Below are 18,678 nucleotides of genomic sequence, written 5' to 3'. Positions count from 1 at the left end.
GGTGCTACTCATACCTCGCCGCTTCCCAGGCGTGTATCGCCTGCTTGCGGGTCTCGCCCCAGTAATAGCCGCCAAGTTTGCCGTTTTGCTGGATGACTCTGTGGCAGGGGATCATCAAGGCGACGGGGTTGGCGCCCACCGCCAGCCCCACGGCGCGGGCGGCCTTGGGGTTGCCGATGGCGTTTGCCACCTGGGCGTAGCTCACCACCCTGGCTGGCGGGATCTCGAGCAGCGCCCGCCAGACGCTGATCTGAAAGTTGGTGCCACTTATATGCAGGGAAATTGAGCGAATCGGCGCCTTTGCTTTGCTAGAACATCTGGTTGATCCGCGTTTATGTACGTGACAGATCCTTTTGCAGCAGGGCCTTGGACCATCTGATCTGCAATTGCATCAGTGGCTTGCCAAGGCCCGCGTGCCATCAATCTTGGGTGACACGTTCGTGTGGCGATGCGGCGACCATCTGTAACAAAAGGGGCGATCTCTGGCATCAGTTCTTTATAATGCCCCTCCTTTGTGGCCGCCGGGCGAATGCTCGGCGGCGCCGTTGGCCGCGAGCCGACCACCCCGATAGAGACGATCCCATGCATACCCTGGAACAGCTGCGCGCAGGCGAACTCTGCGGCGCCCGCCACCTCAAACTTGCTGAAAACCTGACGGTGTTCCCCCCAGAGATCCTGAGCCTGAAAGAGACGCTGGAGGTGCTGGATCTCACCGGCAACGATCTGGATCGACTCCCTGACGAGCTGGCCGAATTCACCAGGCTGCGCATTATCTTCTGCTCCGAGAACCGCTTCACCGAGCTGCCCGAGGTGCTGGGGCGCTGCCCTGCACTCACCATGGTGGGGTTCAAGGCCAACCGGATCGCCACGGTTCCCGCCGCGTCACTGCCTGCGGGGCTGCGCTGGTTGATCCTGACTGACAACGCCATCGAACGGCTGCCGGACGAGCTGGGGCAGTGCGCCGCTCTGCAAAAGCTGATGCTCTCTGGCAACCGCCTGCGCGAGCTGCCGGCGAGCCTTGCCAACTGCCAGCGTTTGGAGCTGTTGCGCATCGCCGCCAACCGGCTGGCGGCGCTTCCCGACTGGCTGCTCGATTTGCCGCGCCTCGCCTGGCTGGCCTATGCAGGCAACCCCTTTAGCGACGAGCAGGAGCGCCGACTCGGCGAGACGACAGCCGCGGCCGAGATCCCCTGGCAGGCGTTGACGCTGGGGGAGCCACTGGGGCAGGGGGCGTCCGGGGTAATCCACAGCGCAGCACTGCGCTCCGATGAGGGGACGCAGGGGGTGGCAGTCAAGCTCTTCAAGGGGGTCATGACCAGCGATGGCCTGCCTCGCTGCGAGATGGCGGTGTCGCTCGCCGCAGGCAGGCATCCCAATCTCATCGGGGTGGCGGGCCGAGTCAGCGGCCACCCCTCTGGCATGCCGGCCCTGGTGATGACGCTGATAGACCCCGGGTTTGTCAACCTGGCGGGGCCGCCGAGCCTGGACTCCTGCACCCGGGATGTCTATCCGGCGGATCTGACCTTCACCCCGGCCGCGCTGCTTGCCATGGCACAGGGGGTGGCAAGCGCCGCGCTGCATCTGCACGGGCGGGGCATCCTGCACGGGGATCTCTACGCCCACAACCTGCTGCACTCTCTGCTGCACTCTGTTCAGGAACAGGGCCGGGTGCTGCTCGGGGATTTCGGCGCCGCCTCCTGTTATGACGGCGACGACCGCGAGCGGGCTGCCCGGCTCGAACGCCTGGAGGTCAGGGCCTTTGGCTGCCTGCTGGAGGAGCTGCTGACGCGCTGCCATCCCAGGGACGAGGCGCTTGGGGCGCTCCATTCACTGGCCGACGCGTGTCTGTTGGAGACTGTGTTGCAGCGCCCCTCGTTTGCACAGATTGCTGCCCGGATAGACGCCGTGGCCACCACCATGGCGGCTGAGCCCGCCTGCGCCTGAGTGCGGTCGGCTGGACGTCATCGGACCCTCGCTCCCTGTGCAGTGGACAACAAGGCTTGCGCCGTCCCGATGAAGTTGTGATATTGATGCATCAATGCAGATGACGAGAGGAAGATGATGGAAGCGGCGTTTTGGCATCAGAAGTGGAAAGAGAACCGGATTGGCTTTCATCAGGCAGATTTCAACCGCTGGCTGCAATCCTGGTGGTCGGCGCAGCAGCAGGGTGAGCCCGTGCTGGTGCCCCTGTGCGGCAAGTCCCGCGACCTGCTCTGGCTGAGCGGTCAGGGGCATCCGGTGGATGGTTTCGAGCTCTCCGAGCTCGCCATTACCCAGTTTTTTGACGAGAACAATCTGAGTGTAGAGACAAGCGAGGTGGGCCCTTATCGGTGTCACCGGCACGACGACCTGCGCATCTATCAGGGGGATTTCTTCGCCGCCCCCGAGCTTGGCCGCCGCTACCGGCTCGCCTATGACAGAGCCGCCCTCATCGCCCTGCCGACGGCCATGCGCCGCCAGTATGCGACCCTGATGAGCCGCCTTATCGAGGCGGGGGGGCAGGTGCTGCTGGTGACGCTCGAGTATCAGCCGGAGCAGCAGGTGCAGCCGCCGTTCTCGGTGGGAGAGATGGAGGTGCGCACCCTGTTCGAGCGCGATTTTAGCGTGGAGGTGCTGGGGCGCGCCGCCGAGCTGGATCACCCCAGGGTGCTCTCGGGGCAGCTCTCCTATTTCGATGAGGTGGCCTATCGCCTGATCCGTCGTGGCTGAGGTGACTGCGTGATCCCGCCACTGAAGAGGAAAAGCGCGCTTCTTTACCTCCTTTGACATAGATCAACGTGACAAATCGGGGGAATGCCTAAGATGAGGCTGTTTCTCAATCACTGCAGGTGTCGACCGATACGCTCTGGTTTGAACCATTCGGCCGTTCATCGACTCAGTGTCTGATTTTCACGCTCATGTTCACTTTTGGCGGCTCTGGTCGCAATTGACTATGGTTTTTCCAGCCGACCCTCAGGGGTCGGCTTTTTATTGCCCGCAATCTGCCGTGGGGAGGGAGTCGAGGCCTGATCAGGCCTCGAAGGTGGCGGCATTGAGCCGGAAGGCCCGGGGATCGTCGATGAACTGGCCGGTGATCCGCTCGTCGTGCTCGTGGCCCAGGCCATAGCTGCAGAGGATCAATCGATCCGAGGTGCGTGAGCGCAACTGGGTGATAAAGCGCACCAGATCGGCGCGGCTGAGTCTGCCCACCTCCTCGCGCACCCGTTCGCGCTGATCGAAGCCGAGATCCTTGTTGCCTATGCTGACCCAGAGCCGCTGGCCGCGGCTGCGCAAGTTGGCATCCCGCTCGCTGAGCTGGGCCTGCAGCCCCGCCTTGCTGTCCTGCCACTGCTGCTCGGTGAACTCCAGCATGGCCAGCGGGAAGAGATCGATGAACTCCTCCACCGCATCCAGCAGGATCTGCGGCCCCGCCACCGGCGACTGTATATAGAAGATGAGGCCGGGGTGGCGATTGAGGGGCAGGTTGCCGGCCCCCACCACGTAACCGAGCTGCTGGCGGGTGCGCAGCTCGTGGAAGAAGGTGGAGGACATGATGTGGTTGGCCAGGGTGAAGCAGGCGAGATCCCGCGCCCGGGTGGTGCGGGACTGGTAATAGACCAGCAGCGCCGAGTCTTCGTGTTCACACCCCTGCTCGCGAATGAGGGTGCCTCTGTCCTGAATGGAGATGAGGGGGCGGCGGGTCTCGGCACTGGGCTGGCTGCTGACGCCGAGGTGACGCTCCAGCAGGGCGGCCAGTTCAAGCGCCTCGGCGGCGGTCCAGTCGCCGTGCACCAGGGTCTCTATGTGCACCTCGGCAAAGAGCCGGGTGACGAAGTCGGGCATCTCGTCGAGTGCTATGGTGCGCAGGTGGCGCAGCAGTTGCTCGAACGGCGGGTTGTTCGGTTGCAGCAAACTGGTGAGCTGGTTGAACAGCTGGGAGATGGGCCTGGTCTTGGACTGGTTCTCCCAGTTGCGGATGAGCTGCTCCTTGATTTCGCTGAAGCGGGCCGGATCCGGGTAGCCCAGGGTACGGTTGCCGAGGATCATGTCGAGCAGCAGCGGCAACTTGTCGGCAAAGCCGCTCAGGTTGATGGTAAAGCCCCCCTGATGGGCATAGATCTGGTAGCCGAGCCCGGCGAGCTCGGCCGGGTAGGTGAGGGCATTGAGGTGATCCGTGAGCAGCTCCACCGCAAGCCTGGCCATGGCGATGTGGCGCGGGCTTCTGACCGCATGCTCGCTGTCGATGGAGATATAGAGGCTCCCCTTGGGCACCCCAAACAGGTGCTCGTGCAGATGCCAGAGCCGAAAACCGGGGCGGTCGACCAGACAGGCCGGCATGTCGGCGCTGAGGGCCGGCGTTCTGGCATCGAGGCGGCTGCTGATAAAGGGGTTGGGAGAGGGCAGGTGCAAGGCGGGATCCGGCTCGCTCTGCTGCCAGCGGATCTTCTCCGCCTCGGTGATGCTCTGGACGCTGTAGGGGGTCTGATACCAGCGGGCGAGGCGATCCGTGCTCACCTCCGGCGCCTGTATGGTCACCCGCAGGTTGTGGGGGGTCAGCTTGGCGAGGAAGCGCCGGATCAGGGGCTCATCGTACTCGCGCATCATGTAGTCGCCGTGGATCAGATCGTCCGGGGCATAGCTGAACAGGTTGAGCACGAGACCCGAGACGGTGTCGAGCGCCCGGCCCCGCTCCTGGAAGCGGAAGGCGGATTCCAGCACGCTGCGCTTCTCGTCATAACGCCAGGCCTGCAGGCCATCGCGTTCGATGAGCTTCAGGTAGCCGAACAGGTCGGCGATGATGTCGTCCACATGGGCAAGCCCGAGGGGAGTCAGGCCGAAGCTCACCCCAAAGTCCTTGAAGTTGGCACCGCTGATGCCACCTCCGGCGGCGAGCTGGTTGACCCAGCCTCTTGCCTTCAGCAGAGAGAGCAGGCTGCCTTCCCCTTCGTAGCCGATGAGGTGGCTCAGGAAGGTGAGGGGTTTCTTGTCGTAGAGCGCATCCACGCTCGGCAGCGGGAAGGTCAGCGCCAGTTTGCGGGTCTCCTTGACCGGGGCTATCTGGATGCGGATGCCGAGATCATCGAGCCGGTAGAGGGGGGCCGAGAGGGCAGGAGGCCCCAGGCGGCGATCCAGAATGGTGCCAAAGAAGCGATCACACCAGCCGAGCTGGGTTTCAATGGATGCCGGAGAGATCATCACCAGCGCCATGCGATCCGCACTATAGTGCGTTTCGTAGAACGCAATGAGGTCGGAGCGCAGATCCCGGCCGGGCAGGTCTGCCAACGTATCCAGGTTGCCGACCGAGAACTTGGAGAAGGGGTGGGCCGGATTGACCGTCTCCTTGTGCACCTGATAGCTGCGGCGCACGTCGTCTTGCAACTTGAGGCGGTATTCGGAGTCGACCGCGTTGCGCTCCTTGTCGACCCACTCGGGGGCGAAGGTGGGGCAGATGAAGAACTGGGAGAAGCGATCCAGCCCCGCTTCGAAGAAGCCGTTGTCGATGTCGAAGAAGAAGTTGGTGAACTCGGTGCCGGTCCAGGCGTTGTTGCTGCCCCCATGGCGGCTCATGAACTGCTGGTACTCGCCGGGTTTGGGATAAGTACGAGTACCGAGGAACAGCATATGCTCAAGGAAATGGGCCATGCCCTGGCGATCGACTGGGTCATCGAAGTGGCCGGTGTTGACAGCCAGGGAGGCGGCCGATTTATCGGTCTCGGGATCGCAGATCAACAAGACCCTGAGCCGGTTTGCCAGCTCCAGATAGTGATACCGCCGATGGTCGTTGGGACTGGCATATGGGCTCATTGGGGAGTGACTCGCGGTGAATTTATTTGAATTTAAACATGATTATCGACCCCGCTATCTCACGAGGCAAACCCTTTTCTGAGAGGTAGCGCAATTGTTTCCCCCTGCATGGCGGGGTAAGATCCCCCCGCTATTTAAACAGGCCCCCTGGGCGAGGTTGTAATGAAAATCTACATCATGCGTCATGGCCAGGCTGGCATGAACGCAAAGACTGATGAACAGCGTCCACTGACCGAGCAAGGCATCGAAGAGTCCATCCACATGGCGGGCTGGTTGGCCCCTCAGCTGACAGGCTCTCTGAGCCTGGTGATCCACAGCAACTACCTGCGTGCCAGACAGACCTGGCAGGCCATCTCTGCCGAGCTGCCCGAGGCCCTGAAGGTCGAGGAGAGCGGCGAGATCACCCCCTACGGGGATCCGGCTTTCGTGGCGAGTTATCTCACCGCGCTGTCGGCGACCCACGACAATATCCTGATGGTCAGTCACCTGCCTCTGGTCGGGTATCTGGTGCAAAGTCTCTGCCCGGCGGCAGGTGCGCCCATGTTTGCCACCTCGGGTCTGGCTTGTATCGAGTGGCAAGATGGCAAGGGGGTCTTGCTCTGGCTGGAAGGACCGCATACAATACGATAAAAGTTAATAAAAAGTTACAGATTGGTTTTTTGGGGAAGAGAGAGTCGATTTTTCCGGTTTTTTATACAAATTTAACGGAATTATCTCGCATAAGCTGCTGTCATACGGATACAACTGCAAGAGGTTGCAAACGATGAGAGTGTTCAAGAAGTACCTGCCACTGATGGTGGCAAAGCATGTCAAAACCTTCTTCAAGGGACGGATCTACATCCACGGCAGGGGGCGCTTCGATTTCCAGTCGGGCCTGCTGATGATGCCACTGCAAGCCGATATTCCCCATCGTCAGACGGTGCTCGAAGTCAACGAGTTGATATCGAGGCTGCACATGGATGCCGCTTGAGTTGCATCAGCATGGCCATCTCCCCCTCATGCCCGCCCTGTGCGGGCATGATTGTATCTGGGGCTGAGTGAAGCAGTTTGAGCCCGTTCAAGTCGATTTCCGGATGAGGTTGTCGCGCCCCGCATCAGTGCGCTTGCTTATCCTGTTTGCCTCTCTATACTCCCGCGAAATATCCGCCCCCTTTCTCTGGACATAGCGATGCCCCTTGCCTTTCTGTTCCCCTTCTCCTGCATGGCCATCTGGGCCGGCAACGGCATCGTCAGCAAGCTGGCGGTGGGGGTGCTCTCGCCGGCCGCTCTGGCCTGGTCCCGCTGGATGGTGGCGGCCCTGGTACTGACTCCTTTCCTCGCGCGGCGGGCCTGGCGCATGCGTGACCAGCTGCGGGCCGGTTTCTCCCGGCTGGCCATGCTGGCCCTGCTCGGCATGGTGTTGAACCAGACCTTCGGTTACTACGCGGCCCAGACCCTGGGGGCCACCGAGATCGGGCTGATGATGGGGCTGACCCCGCTGATGACGGTGCTGCTCAGCATCTGGCTGCTGCGCGAGCGCCCCACCTGGGGCGCACTGATAGGCGGTGTCATTTCCATCCTGGGGCTGGCCATCTTGCTGGGGCAGGGGGACCCGACCCGCTTGTTCACCCAGGGTATTCATATCGGCTCCGTCTACATGCTGCTCTCGGCGGCCACCTATGCGCTCTACAGCGTGCTGCTCAAGCGTTGGGATCTGGGGCTCGACAACTGGTCCATGCTCTACGGCCAGGTGCTCTGCAGCCTGCTGTTCCTCACCCCCTTCTACCTGCTGGTGGATGGTAAATGGCCGGATGGCAGCGCGCTCTGGCTCATCCTCTATGCGGGGATCCCGACCTCGGCCCTCTCACCCTGGCTCTGGATGCAGGGGATAGCCCTGCTGGGGGCCAGCCGCACCGCCATCTTCATGAACCTGTTGCCGGTGATGACGGCGGCGCTGGCCATCAGCTGGCTGGGGGAGCGGCTCACCAGTTATCACCTGATTGGTGGCGGCATGACACTGCTTGGCGTGCTGCTGGCGCAGCTGCTGGTCAAACCGGTGATGGTGCGGCGGCGGGCCCGGCTCGCGATGGCCACCTGCCGGGAAGATTAAAAAGAAAGACCGCCGAAAGGCGGTCTTTTTGTATGCGGGATAGCGAACCTTATTGCGCGGTCAGATAGAGGTCTTTCGAGTAGACCAGATCCTGCGGGTTCTGATAGGGGTAGCCCTTGATGTTGGGCTTGAGCAGGCGGGATTTGACGTAGAAGTAGACCGGAGCGATGGGGGCCTCCGCATCGATCAGGGCTTCGGCCTGTTGATAGAGCCGGTTGCGCTCGGCCGGATCTCTGGCGTCATGGGCCTTGGCCAGCAGGGCGTCATACTGCTTGTTGAACCACTTGCCGCTGTTGGCGCTGCTGCTGGAGGTCATGATGTCGAGGAAGGTGGAAGCATCGTTGTAATCCCCGTTCCAGGCGTAGCGGCTGACCCCGAAGTCTCCCTCGTTGAGGGCCGATACCATGGTCTTCCACTCCATGTTGTTGAGCTTGGCCTGGACGCCCAGGTTGTGCTTCCACATGGAGGAGATGGCCAGCGCTATCTTCTTGTGTCCCTCGTTGGTGTTGTAGAGGATATCCACGTCCAGGGGCTTGCCCGGGCCGTAGCCGGCCTCGCTCAGCAGCGCCTTGGCCTGGGTGATCCGCTCCTCTTTGCTCATCAGCTCGCTCGCCGGGCGCTTGAGTTCGAAGCCGTCCACAATGGGCGGTGTCAGGCTGAAGGCAGAGAGCTGGCCCTGTCCCAGGATCTTCTCGGTGATGGTGTCCCTGTCGATGGCAAGAGACAGCGCCTTGCGTACCTTGGGGTTATCGAACGGTTTGCGCTGGGTATTGAACACGTAGTAGTAGGTGGCCAGGGTCGGTACGCTCACCAGCTCCTGCGGACTCTGCTGCTTGAGCTGCTTGTACTGCTCCAGCGGATAGCTGGTGTAGTGCAGCTCGCCGGCGCGATAGCGGTTGTAGGCGGCAGTGTCGGAGACTATCTCCAGATAGAGCACCTTGTTTAGCACCGTATGCTGGTTGTCCCAGTAATAGGGGTTGCGCTCGGAGATGAGACGCTCGTTGGGAGTCCACTCCTTGAGCACGAAGGCGCCGTTGGAGACGATGTTGCCCGGCTTGACCCACTCATGTCCGAACTTCTCTATGGTCGCCCTGGGGGCCGGGAAGGTGGTGTAGTGGGAGAGGGTCTTCAGGAAGAAGGGCACCGGGTTCTTCAATGTGATCTGCAGGGTATGGGCGTCGAGTGCCTTGATGCCCAGCGCATCCGGGCTCTTCTTGCCCTGCACCACGTCACTGGCGTTGGTGACACCGGTCAGCTCGATGAACCAGGCATAGTTGGAGGCATTCTTGGGGTCCGCTGCCCGCTGCCAGCCATAGACGTAATCGGCTGCCGTCACCGGCTCGCCGTTGGACCACTTGGCATCGGGTCTCAGTTTGAAGGTGTAGACGGTGCCCGTGGGATCGAGCTCGTAGCTCAGGGCGCCGGCAGGCTGCAACTTGCCGTCGCCATCCAGGGTGTAGAGCCCCTCGAACAGATCGTTGACGATGTCGCTGCCTGCGGTCTCTTCCACCATCTGGGGGTCGATGGAGGCGGGTTCGGTGCCGATGTTGCGGATGAAGGTTTGCTGTTCTGCTGGCAGCAGCTTGGTACCGGCCGGTACCTGGGCCGCCAGCGCGGGGAGCGCGAGCAGGGCGGCAACCGCACCGGCAATGAGAGTCCTTTTCATTGAATATCCTTATGTTTTTTTGCTTCCAAAGCCAGAGCAGTGTGCGGGATTGATGGTGAGATCTCAAGAGGGGGACCGACTGGCATTGCGAGGCGGATGCCGGATGGGGAAGAGTGGAGACAGGAAGTGTGAAGTAGCATTCTCGTCACGAATTAACATGATGAAAGACGCCAATCGAAGCCCTTTTTTCAGCGCCGCATGTCGTACTGACGGGGTTTTCTGGTGATTTATACGCCGGCTTAATTCGCTGCAAAAACAAAAAACAGGCGTTACATTGGGTTACAAAATAACGCTGCCGAGGATCGGCACTTTTTTTGCCGACACTTGCAAACGTTTTCAACGGCCAACGGAAACGATCTTAAAGGAACAAGAATGCGAAACATGATCACCATGGGCGAGTTCATCGTCAAGAAACAGGCGGACTACCCTACCGCGACCGGCGAGCTGACCTCCTTGCTCAGCTCCATTCGCCTGGCCGCCAAGGTGGTGAACCGGGAGATCAACAAGGCGGGGCTGGCGGACATCATCGGTTCCATGGGGGCCGAAAACGTGCAGGGGGAGGTGCAGCAGAAGCTGGACGTCTACGCCAACGAGCGCTTCAAGGCGGCGTTGGAGGCCCGTGGCGAAGTGTGCGGCATGGCGTCCGAGGAGGAGGAGGACTTCGTCTCCTTCGATTCCGAGCTCTCCCGCCACTCCAAGTATGTGGTGCTGATCGATCCGCTCGACGGCTCTTCCAACATCGACGTCAACGTCTCGGTCGGGACCATCTTCTCCATCTATCGCCGGGTCAGCAAGCCGGGCGCCGGGGTGACCCTGGAGGACTTCCTGCAGCCGGGCAACCGTCAGGTGGCCGCCGGTTATGTTGTCTACGGCTCCTCCACCATGCTGGTCTACACCACGGGCTTTGGGGTCAACGGCTTTACCTACGACCCTTCCATCGGCTGCTTCTGCCTCTCCCACGAGAACATCCGCATTCCGGAGGAGGGCAAGATCTACTCCATCAACGAGGGCAACTACATCAAGTTCCCGGACGGGGTGAAGAAATACCTGAAATATTGCCAGGAGCGGGACGAGGCGACCCACAGGCCCTACACCTCCCGCTACATCGGCTCCCTGGTGTCGGATTTCCACCGCAATCTGCTCAAGGGCGGCATCTACATCTATCCGTCCGGCACCAACTCCCCGAACGGCAAGCTACGCCTGCTCTACGAGTGCAACCCCATGGCCTTCCTGGTGGAGCAGGCCGGTGGCAAGGCGTCCGACGGCTTTGGTCGCATCATGGATATCCAGCCCACGGCGCTGCACCAGCGTACCCCCTATTTCGTGGGCTCCACCAAGATGGTGGAGCGGGCCGAGGCCTTCATGCGGGAATTCTCCGCCCACGAGGATCCGGCCCGTCAGGGGTGATGCCAGGCGTGTCGCGGCGATAGCCACATAAAAAACGGGAGCCGATATGGCTCCCGTTTTGTTTGGCGCTCCTAGCCACTAGAGGCTGTGGCTGGCGAGATCCGTCAGCAGGGCATCCACCAGTTTCAGCCGCATGGCCCTGTCCTGGTTCGGCACCTGGAAGCGCAATCGGGTGGGTCCATCCATTTTATAGATACGTGGCTGCTCGGAGAGCAGTTTTACCAGATAGGTCGGGTTGACCTTGGTTTCCTGGGTGAAGTCCAGGTAGCCGCCGCGATCGCTCATCTCCACCCGGCGAATACCCAGGGCCGTGGCGCGCTGGCGGAAGGCCGCGATCTCCATCAGCGTCTTGGTCGGCTCTGGCAGCAGGCCGAAGCGATCGATGAGCTCCACCTTCAGCTCGCGCAGCTCCTGCTCGTCCACCGCGCTGGCGATGCGCTTGTACATGGACAGACGCATGTTGACGTCCGGGATGTAGTCGTCCGGCAACAGCGCCGGCAGGCGCAGCTCCACCTCGGTGTGCTGGCTCATCAGCTGTTCGAGCGACGGCTCCTTGCCGTGTTTGAGCGCCTCCACCGCCTGCTCCAGCATCTCCATGTAGAGGGTGAAGCCCACCGATTCGATCTGGCCGCTCTGATCGTCGCCGAGCAGCTCGCCCGCGCCCCGGATCTCCAGATCATGGGTGGCGAGCGCAAAACCGGCGCCGAGATCTTCGAGCGACGCGATCGCCTCCAGCCGCTTGGCCGCATCCTTGGTCATCAGCTTGGGATGGGGGGTGAGCAGATAGGCATAGGCCTGGTGGTGGGAACGGCCGACCCGGCCCCGCAACTGGTGCAACTGGGCCAGCCCCAGGTGATCCGCCCTGTCCATGATGATGGTGTTGGCGCTCGGCACGTCGATGCCGGTCTCTATGATGGTAGTGCACACCAGCAGGTTGAAGCGCTGGTGGTAGAAGTCCGACATGATGCGCTCAAGGTCGCGTTCGCGCATCTGGCCGTGGGCGATGCCGATGCGTGCCTCCGGCACCAGCTCCGCGAGATCGCTTGCGCACTTCTCTATGCTCTCCACGTCATTGTGCAGGTAGTAGACCTGACCGCCGCGCTTCAATTCCCGCAGCACCGCCTCGCGCACCACCGCTGGCTCGTGCTGGCGCACGAAGGTCTTGATGGCGAGCCGCTTGGCGGGCGGGGTAGCGATGATGGAGAGATCCCGCATGCCGGACATCGCCATGTTGAGGGTGCGCGGGATAGGTGTTGCCGTGAGCGTGAGGATATCCACGTCGGCGCGCAGCGCCTTGATCTTCTCCTTCTGGCGTACCCCGAATCTGTGCTCCTCGTCGACGATGAGCAGCCCCAGATCCTTGAAGGTGAGGTCGGAGCCGAGCAGCTTGTGGGTGCCAATGATGATGTCTACCTTGCCATCGGCCAGCTCCTTCAAGACGCTGGTTTGCTCCTTGGCGGAGCGGAAGCGGCTCAGCACCTCCACCCGCACCGGCCAGTTGGCGAAGCGATCGCGGAAGTTGTCGTAGTGCTGCTGGGCCAGCAGGGTGGTGGGCACCAGCACGGCCACTTGCTTGCCGCCGTGCACCGCCACGAAGGCCGCCCGCATGGCCACTTCTGTCTTGCCAAAGCCCACATCGCCGCACACCAGCCGGTCCATGCTCTTGGCCTGGCACATGTCCCCCAGCACCGCATTGATGGCATTGAGTTGATCCTCGGTCTCCTCGAACGGGAAGCTGGCGGCAAACTGGCGGTAGCTCTCCTTGTCGTGCTTGAAGGCAAAGCCGGCCCGGGCCGCGCGTATGGCATAGACGTCGAGTAGCTCGGCCGCCACGTCGCGCACCTTCTCCGCCGCCTTGCGCCGTGCCTTGACCCAGGCCTCGCCGCCGAGCTTGTGGCTGGGGGGGTTATCGGAACCCGTGTAACGGCTGATGAGGTGGAGGTTGGTGACCGGCACGAACAGCTTGTCGCCACCGGCGTATTCCAGGGTGAGGAACTCGGTGGGCAGGCCGCCGGCATCCAGGGTCTCGAGCCCGAGATAACGGCCGACCCCGTGATCCAGATGCACCACCGGCTGGCCCTGGGTCAGCTCGCCGAGGTTTCTGATCACCGCATCCGAGCTCAGGTTCTTGCTCTTCTCCCGCTGCCGCTTGCTTCTGATCTTGCCGCCGAGCAGCTCGGTCTCTGTGATGAGGGCCAGGGCCTCTGCCCCAGCGGGTTCCAGCAGGAAGCCCCGCTCCAGCGGGCTGACCAGCAGGCCATGGCGCGCCTTGCTCCCGACGAACTCATCGAGGGAGGCGAACTCCTTGGGTTGTAGCTTGATCCGCGCGAGCAGATCGCCTAGCCCCTCGCGCCGCCCCTCGGACTCCACCGCGAACAGGGTGCGGCCGGCAAAGCCTTGCAGGAACTGGCTGAGGGCCAGCAGGGGCTGCTCCTTGCTGTGATCGAGCTGCAAGTCGGGCAGGGGGGCGATGGGCAAGTCGTGCTGGCCCGTGCCGCCGTCGGTGGCGGCCTCCTGCAGGCGCACGGCGCCGTACTGACCAAGGGCCGCAAACAGCTGCTCCACCGGCAGGTAAATTTGCTGGGGAGGCAGCAGGGGGCGGGTATTGTCCCAGCGCCTGTCTTCATAGCGCTGGCCTATGTCGTTCCAGAAGCGCTGGGCCGCCGGGTAGATCTCCCCCACGGTGAGCAGCAGGGTGTTGTCTGGCAGGTAGTCAAACAGGCTGGCGGTCTGGCTGAAGAAGAGCGGCAGATAGTATTCGATGCCGGCGGGCCAGCGCCCCTTGCTCACCTCCTGATAGACGGAACCCTCGGCGCGCGACAGCTCGAACTGCTCGCGGAACTGACCGCGAAACAGCTCGATGGCGGCCTCGTCGGTGGGAAATTCCCGGGCGGGCAACAGGCTCACCGACTTGACCGGCTCGCTGGAGCGCTGGCTCTCGGGATCGAACGGGCGGATGGAGTCCACTTCGTCGTCGAAGAAGTCGATGCGATAGGGCCGGTTGCTGCCCATGGGGAAGAGATCCAGCAGGGAGCCGCGGGCGGCGAACTCGCCGTGCTCCAGCACCTGCTCCACCGCCACATAGCCCGCCTCGGCCAGCCGCCCCCGCAACTGTTGCAGGTTGAGGCGCTGGCCGCTGGTCACCATCAGGCTGTATTTGTCGAGATAGGCCTGGGGCGCGGTGCGCAGCATCAGGGTAGAGATGGGCACGATCAGCACGCCGCTGCTCATCTGCGGCAGCCTGTAGAGGGTCTCGAGGCGCTGGGAGATGATGTCCTGGTGGGGGGAGAAGGTGTCGTAGGGCAGGGTTTCCCAGTCCGGGAACATCAGCACCGGGCAGCCTTGGTCGGCCAGCAGGTACTGCAACTCCTGTTCGAGGCGCAGGGCACTCGGGGTATCGGCAGTCACCAGCAGGACGGGGCGGTTGGCCTCCCGGGTGAGGCGGGCGGCAACCAGCGCCAGGCTGCTGCCGACCAGCTGGCCCAGGGTCAATTTCTGGCCCGCTTTGGCGGGCAAGGCGGGGAGTTTCATTGGCATCGTTCGATTCTTTTAACGTTGACGTTGGCTGTGATTAGCGCTGACGCTCTTGGGCACGCAGTTTGAGCTGCTTGGATTGCACATGCAGACTGGCACGCACCAGCAGCTCCCTGTCATCCTCGCGGATCCGCACATAGTCGAGCACCACATGGGTGCCATGCTCGCCGGGCTCCCGCTGCTTGACTTCGCCATAGCAGTAGACGGCGGAGGCCTCTTCCCGCAGGAAGATCTTGAGCCGCACTATCTGGTGCAACTGCGGCGGCTCGCCGTGACTCTGGCGTGGGTGCAGGTAGGTGAGCTGGCCGGCGCCAAAGCGCAGGGTGTGGAAGCGATGTTCGGGGTGATCCTGCGCCGCCAGCACGAAGCCCATGATCATGTCGATCTTGCGGGACTGCTGGTTGATGATCTCCACCAGATCGTGCATTGACTCGTTCTGGTTGCGCAGCAGGCGGCTGCTCACCAGGTCGATGGAGGTGATGGCGGAGGCGATGCGAAAGGGCTCGGGCAGCTCGGCGTCAAGGGCCTCCAGCGTCGGCAGGTGAAAGTCGGCCGGCATGGGGATCACATTGACCGGCGTGGCATGGGTGACGCTGAAGAACTGTTCCTGCATGGAGGCTATCCCTTGTTGTCATAGACGATTTTTTATAGGCACTGTTGACCTTGCCCCGCCGCGGCGTCCCCGGCCTGGTGCGAGACGCCATCTCCAGCCGTCCCTGGGGCTCTCCCGTCACTGTGGGGGCGCAACATGGCGGCGGGGGCCTGCGCATTGGGTTAAACATGGCACCATGGGCTGCCTCTTGGGCTCAGGGGAATGGGCCATTGCGCCAGCTCCGGCGTCATCTGCTGCGGCAACGCGGCTTGCGTTGAGGCGTCAACAGACCCTATTATCCGGCATCTTATTTTGTTGGCAACGTAGATATCCTTGAAGACTGGACTTTTTCAGCCACTCTCGCTGGCCATAGGCCTGCGTTATGCAGGCTCGCGACGCAGTAACCGCTTCGTCTCCTTTATCTCCCTGTTTTCCACCTTTGGCATCGCCATCGGGGTTGCTGCCCTGATGGTGGTCATTTCGGTGATGAACGGGTTCGAGGGGCAGCTCAAGGGGCGCATTCTCGGGGTGATCCCCCACGTGGTGGTGACCAATCCGGCGGGGCGCATCGATACCCATCCGCCCGGTCTGCCCGATCTCGACAAGCTGCCCCACGTGGTGGCCACGGCCCCCATGCTCGACAGCGAAGGCATGTTGCAAAGCCCGGGCCAGCTCACCGGGGTGAGCGTGCAGGGGATAGATCCGGCCCGCTGGCCCAAGGATGACATCCTCCATGCCCAGATGCTGGGGGGGCGGCTGGACAGCCTGCAGCGCGGCCAATACCACATAGTGCTGGGGCAAGGGGTGGCCAACCGCCTCAAGGTCTCCATTGGTGACGAGGTCCGTCTCATCCTGACCGAAGGGACCCGCTTCACCCCCTTTGGCCGGGTTCCGGCCCAGCGGATCTTCACCGTCTCCGGCATCTTCGGGGTCGGCGCCGACGTGGACAGCCAGGTGGCGCTGATTGCCCTTGGAGACGCCCAGCGCCTGCTGCGCCTGCCCGAGGAGACAGTGGGAGGCATCCGCCTCTGGCTCGACGATCCCTTTGCCGCCGACCAGGTGGTGAAAACCGCGCTGCCGGACGGACTGGAGTGGCAGGATTGGCGCCGGGAGCGGGGTGAACTCTTCCAGGCGGTGGCCATGGAGAAACGCATGATGGGGCTGATGCTGGTGCTGATCATCGCGGTCGCCACCTTCAACATCCTCTCCGCCCTGGTGATGGTGGTCACCGACAAGGAAGGGGAGGTGGCCATACTGCGTACCATGGGCATGAGCGAGTCGGGGATCGTCAAGATTTTCATGGTGCTGGGGGCGTCGAGCGGCGTCATCGGCGCCCTGTTTGGCGGTCTGGCGGGGCTGGCCCTGTCGTTCGGACTCAACCCCCTGCTCGATGCGGTGGGGCTCAACCTCTATATGGCGGCGGGGGGCAGCGGTCTGCCGGTCATCGTCGAACCCGCCCAGGTCATGACCATCTTGCTGGGGGCCGTGCTGCTGAGCTTCAGTGCCACCCTCTATCCGGCGGCCCGTGCGGCCCGGGTCAAACCGGCCGAGGCATTACGTTATGAATAGCGCTGTGAATCCATCATCTTCTGTTGTTACCTCCGGTGCGAGTGCCGGCGTTGTGACTGGTGCCAATGTGGTCACTGGTATAAGTGGAGCCCCTGTTATGAATGAACCCCAGTCCTGTGAGCCTCTGCTGCGCTGTCAGGCCCTCAACCATGTCTATAAAGAGGGCAATCTGGAGACCCAGGTGCTCAAGGGGATAGATCTCTGCGTCGCCCCCGGCGAGATGCTGGCGGTGGTGGGGAGCTCGGGTTCGGGCAAGACCACCTTGCTGCACCTGATGGGGGCGCTGGACAACCCCTCGAGCGGCGCCGTGCTGTTCAAGGGGCAGGATATCCACCACTGGGACAGCAAGACCCAGGCCCGTTTTCGCAATCAGGAGCTGGGCTTCGTCTATCAGTTCCACCACCTGCTGGCCGAGTTCACCGCGTTGGAAAACACCGCCATGCCGCTGCTGATCGCCGGCGAGTCGGTGGCGAGCGCCACTGAGAAGGCGACCCGGATGCTGGGACGGGTGGGGCTCTCCCACCGTCTCAATCACCGGCCTTCCGAGCTGTCCGGTGGCGAGCGCCAGCGGGTGGCCATCGCCCGTGCCCTGGTCAACGAGCCGAGCCTGGTGCTGGCGGACGAGCCTACCGGCAACCTGGATCATGCCAGCGCCACTGCGGTGTACGAACTGCTCTGCGAGCTCAACCGGGAGCTGGGCACGGCCTTCGTGGTGGTCACCCATGACTTGAGCCTCGCTGCCAAGCTGCACCGCCGGGTGACCCTGGTGAGCGGCATCATGGCGGAGGTCGCCTGATGTTCAAGCCGCTGCCCCTCTTTCTGGGCCTGCGTTACAGCCGCTCCCGCCGTCGCAACGGCTTCATCGCCTTTATTTCCGCCTCTTCCCTCATCGGCATAGCCCTCGGGGTGATGGCCCTCATTCTTGGCCTCTCCGCCATGAACGGCTTCGAGCGGGAACTTAAAAACAGGGTGCTCTCTGTGGTGCCCCACGGGGAGCTCATCGGCATGGAGGCGCCCCTGCCTGACTGGCCGAGGCTTCGGGACTACCTGCTGGCCCAGCCCGGGATCGAGGCTGCGGCCCCGGTCATCCGCCTCGATGGCCTGCTGGAGCACGGCTCCGCCATCAAGGGGGTGCAGGTGCGCGCCGTGCTGCCAGAGCTCGAGGCGAACCTGTCGGATGCTGGCAACTACATGACGGGGCTGGGGTTTCGTGAACTCCAGGCGGGTGAGCACGGGGTGATTCTCGGCAAGACCATCGCCGACAAGCTGGGGGTCAAGATAGGTGACCCCGTGACCCTGCTGTTGCCCCAAGGGGGAGACGAGACGGGGATCAAGAATCCCCGGCGGGAGACCCTGACCGTGGTGGGGCTGCTGGAGATCGGCGGCCAGCTCGACGGCGTGCTTGGCTTCATGCACCTGACCGATGCCCAGTCCATCACCGGCATGGGCAGCGCGGTGGAAGGCTTCAGCCTCAAGGTGAACGACGTGCTCAAGGCGCAGTCCATCACGGTGGCGGCCGCCCGCAAATTCCCGCACTACGTCTACATCAGCAGCTGGATGAGCCGCCAGGGGTACCTCTATCAGGACATCCAGATGGTGCGCACCGTCATGTACGTGGTGATGCTGATGGTGGTGGCGGTGGCCTGCTTCAACATCGTCTCCACCCTGGTGATGGCGGTGAACGAGAAGCGCAGCGAGATCGCCATCCTGAAGACCATGGGGGCGAGCCCGGGCCAGATCCGGCTCACCTTCGTCATCCAGGGGATGGTGAACGGGGTGGCGGGGGCCTTGCTCGGTGCCCTGCTCGGCGGCCTGCTCTCCAGCAAGCTGACCCAGATCCTGAGCTCTATCGAACAGCTCATCGGCCATCGCTTCTTGAACCCGGACATCTACTTCATCGACTTCCTGCCGACCGAGCTGCATATGCAGGATCTGGTGATAGTGACCAGTGCCGCCATCCTGATGAGTCTGCTAGCCACCCTCTATCCCGCCTGGCGGGCGAGCGGTCTGGTGCCCTCCCGGGAGCTGGGTCACTGA

The 18,678-nt window shown here is 62.7% G+C and carries 13 protein-coding genes and 1 pseudogene; 9 read left to right on the top strand and 5 right to left on the bottom strand.

Annotation, left to right across the window (positions count from 1 at the left end; translation table 11 throughout):
* Positions 1–4: 4 nt before the first annotated feature.
* Positions 5–398, bottom strand: a pseudogene (locus tag KW824_RS01335) (methylated-DNA--[protein]-cysteine S-methyltransferase); the annotation flags it as partial.
* A gap of 184 nt (positions 399–582) precedes the next feature.
* Between KW824_RS01335 and KW824_RS01330 the strand changes: the two are divergent.
* Both KW824_RS01330 and KW824_RS01325 read left to right on the top strand, forming a co-directional pair.
* Complete coding sequence (locus tag KW824_RS01330; protein WP_218408664.1) at positions 583–1,944, top strand: leucine-rich repeat-containing protein kinase family protein; 1,362 nt, start codon at positions 583–585, stop codon at positions 1,942–1,944.
* Positions 1,945–2,061: 117 nt separating this feature from the next.
* Positions 2,062–2,709, top strand: coding sequence for a thiopurine S-methyltransferase (locus KW824_RS01325; RefSeq protein WP_218408663.1), 648 nt, complete (start codon positions 2,062–2,064; stop codon positions 2,707–2,709).
* Positions 2,710–3,009: 300 nt separating this feature from the next.
* On the opposite strand, the gene KW824_RS01320 is transcribed toward KW824_RS01325, so the two are convergent.
* Positions 3,010–5,784 (bottom strand): insulinase family protein, encoded by a 2,775-nt coding sequence (locus tag KW824_RS01320; RefSeq protein WP_218408662.1) that lies wholly within the window; start codon positions 5,782–5,784, stop codon positions 3,010–3,012.
* Positions 5,785–5,946: 162 nt separating this feature from the next.
* On the opposite strand from KW824_RS01320, the gene sixA reads away from it, so the two are divergent.
* The 3 genes from sixA (at position 5,947) to KW824_RS01305 (ending at position 7,873) form a co-directional block, all read left to right on the top strand.
* Positions 5,947–6,414, top strand: a complete 468-nt coding sequence (gene sixA / locus KW824_RS01315) for a phosphohistidine phosphatase SixA (protein ID WP_218408661.1) — start codon at positions 5,947–5,949, stop codon at positions 6,412–6,414.
* A gap of 133 nt (positions 6,415–6,547) precedes the next feature.
* Positions 6,548–6,754, top strand: coding sequence for a DUF1107 domain-containing protein (locus tag KW824_RS01310; RefSeq protein ID WP_005324080.1), 207 nt, complete (start codon positions 6,548–6,550; stop codon positions 6,752–6,754).
* A 198-nt stretch (positions 6,755–6,952) separates the two neighbouring features.
* Positions 6,953–7,873: a DMT family transporter gene (locus KW824_RS01305; RefSeq protein WP_218408660.1), complete on the top strand. Its 921-nt coding sequence runs from the start codon at positions 6,953–6,955 to the stop codon at positions 7,871–7,873.
* Between the two features lie 49 nt (positions 7,874–7,922).
* Here KW824_RS01305 and KW824_RS01300 read toward each other — a convergent pair whose 3' ends face one another.
* Positions 7,923–9,539 (bottom strand): peptide ABC transporter substrate-binding protein, encoded by a 1,617-nt coding sequence (locus KW824_RS01300; protein WP_218408659.1) that lies wholly within the window; start codon positions 9,537–9,539, stop codon positions 7,923–7,925.
* Between the two features lie 372 nt (positions 9,540–9,911).
* Between KW824_RS01300 and fbp the strand changes: the two genes are divergently transcribed.
* Complete coding sequence (fbp, locus tag KW824_RS01295; RefSeq protein ID WP_042650393.1) at positions 9,912–10,946, top strand: class 1 fructose-bisphosphatase; 1,035 nt, start codon at positions 9,912–9,914, stop codon at positions 10,944–10,946.
* Positions 10,947–11,024: 78 nt separating this feature from the next.
* On the opposite strand, the gene mfd is transcribed toward fbp, so the two are convergent.
* Entirely contained in the window at positions 11,025–14,477 is a 3,453-nt protein-coding gene (mfd, locus tag KW824_RS01290; RefSeq protein ID WP_218409066.1) for a transcription-repair coupling factor, read from the bottom strand.
* A 40-nt stretch (positions 14,478–14,517) separates the two neighbouring features.
* Complete coding sequence (locus tag KW824_RS01285; RefSeq protein ID WP_218408658.1) at positions 14,518–15,093, bottom strand: PilZ domain-containing protein; 576 nt, start codon at positions 15,091–15,093, stop codon at positions 14,518–14,520.
* A 312-nt stretch (positions 15,094–15,405) separates the two neighbouring features.
* On the opposite strand from KW824_RS01285, the gene KW824_RS01280 reads away from it, so the two are divergent.
* The 3 genes from KW824_RS01280 (at position 15,406) to lolE (ending at position 18,678) form a co-directional block, all read left to right on the top strand.
* Positions 15,406–16,641, top strand: coding sequence for a lipoprotein-releasing ABC transporter permease subunit (locus KW824_RS01280; RefSeq protein WP_218408657.1), 1,236 nt, complete (start codon positions 15,406–15,408; stop codon positions 16,639–16,641).
* A 97-nt stretch (positions 16,642–16,738) separates the two neighbouring features.
* The gene (lolD, locus tag KW824_RS01275; RefSeq protein ID WP_005324094.1) at positions 16,739–17,437 is read left to right on the top strand and encodes a lipoprotein-releasing ABC transporter ATP-binding protein LolD; all 699 of its coding nucleotides are present in this window, start codon (positions 16,739–16,741) and stop codon (positions 17,435–17,437) included.
* Positions 17,437–18,678 carry a lipoprotein-releasing ABC transporter permease subunit LolE gene (gene lolE, locus KW824_RS01270; protein WP_218408656.1) on the top strand — a complete coding sequence of 414 codons (1,242 nt, stop codon included), beginning with the start codon at positions 17,437–17,439 and terminating at the stop codon, positions 18,676–18,678. Before lolD ends, lolE begins: the two co-directional genes overlap by 1 nt.

The sequence above is a fragment of the Aeromonas sp. sif0611 genome (genome assembly GCF_019218845.1).
GTDB classification, from domain to species: domain Bacteria; phylum Pseudomonadota; class Gammaproteobacteria; order Enterobacterales; family Aeromonadaceae; genus Aeromonas; species Aeromonas media.
Note: the sequence above shows the minus strand (reverse complement) of the source record. Positions and strands in the feature narration are given on the sequence as shown.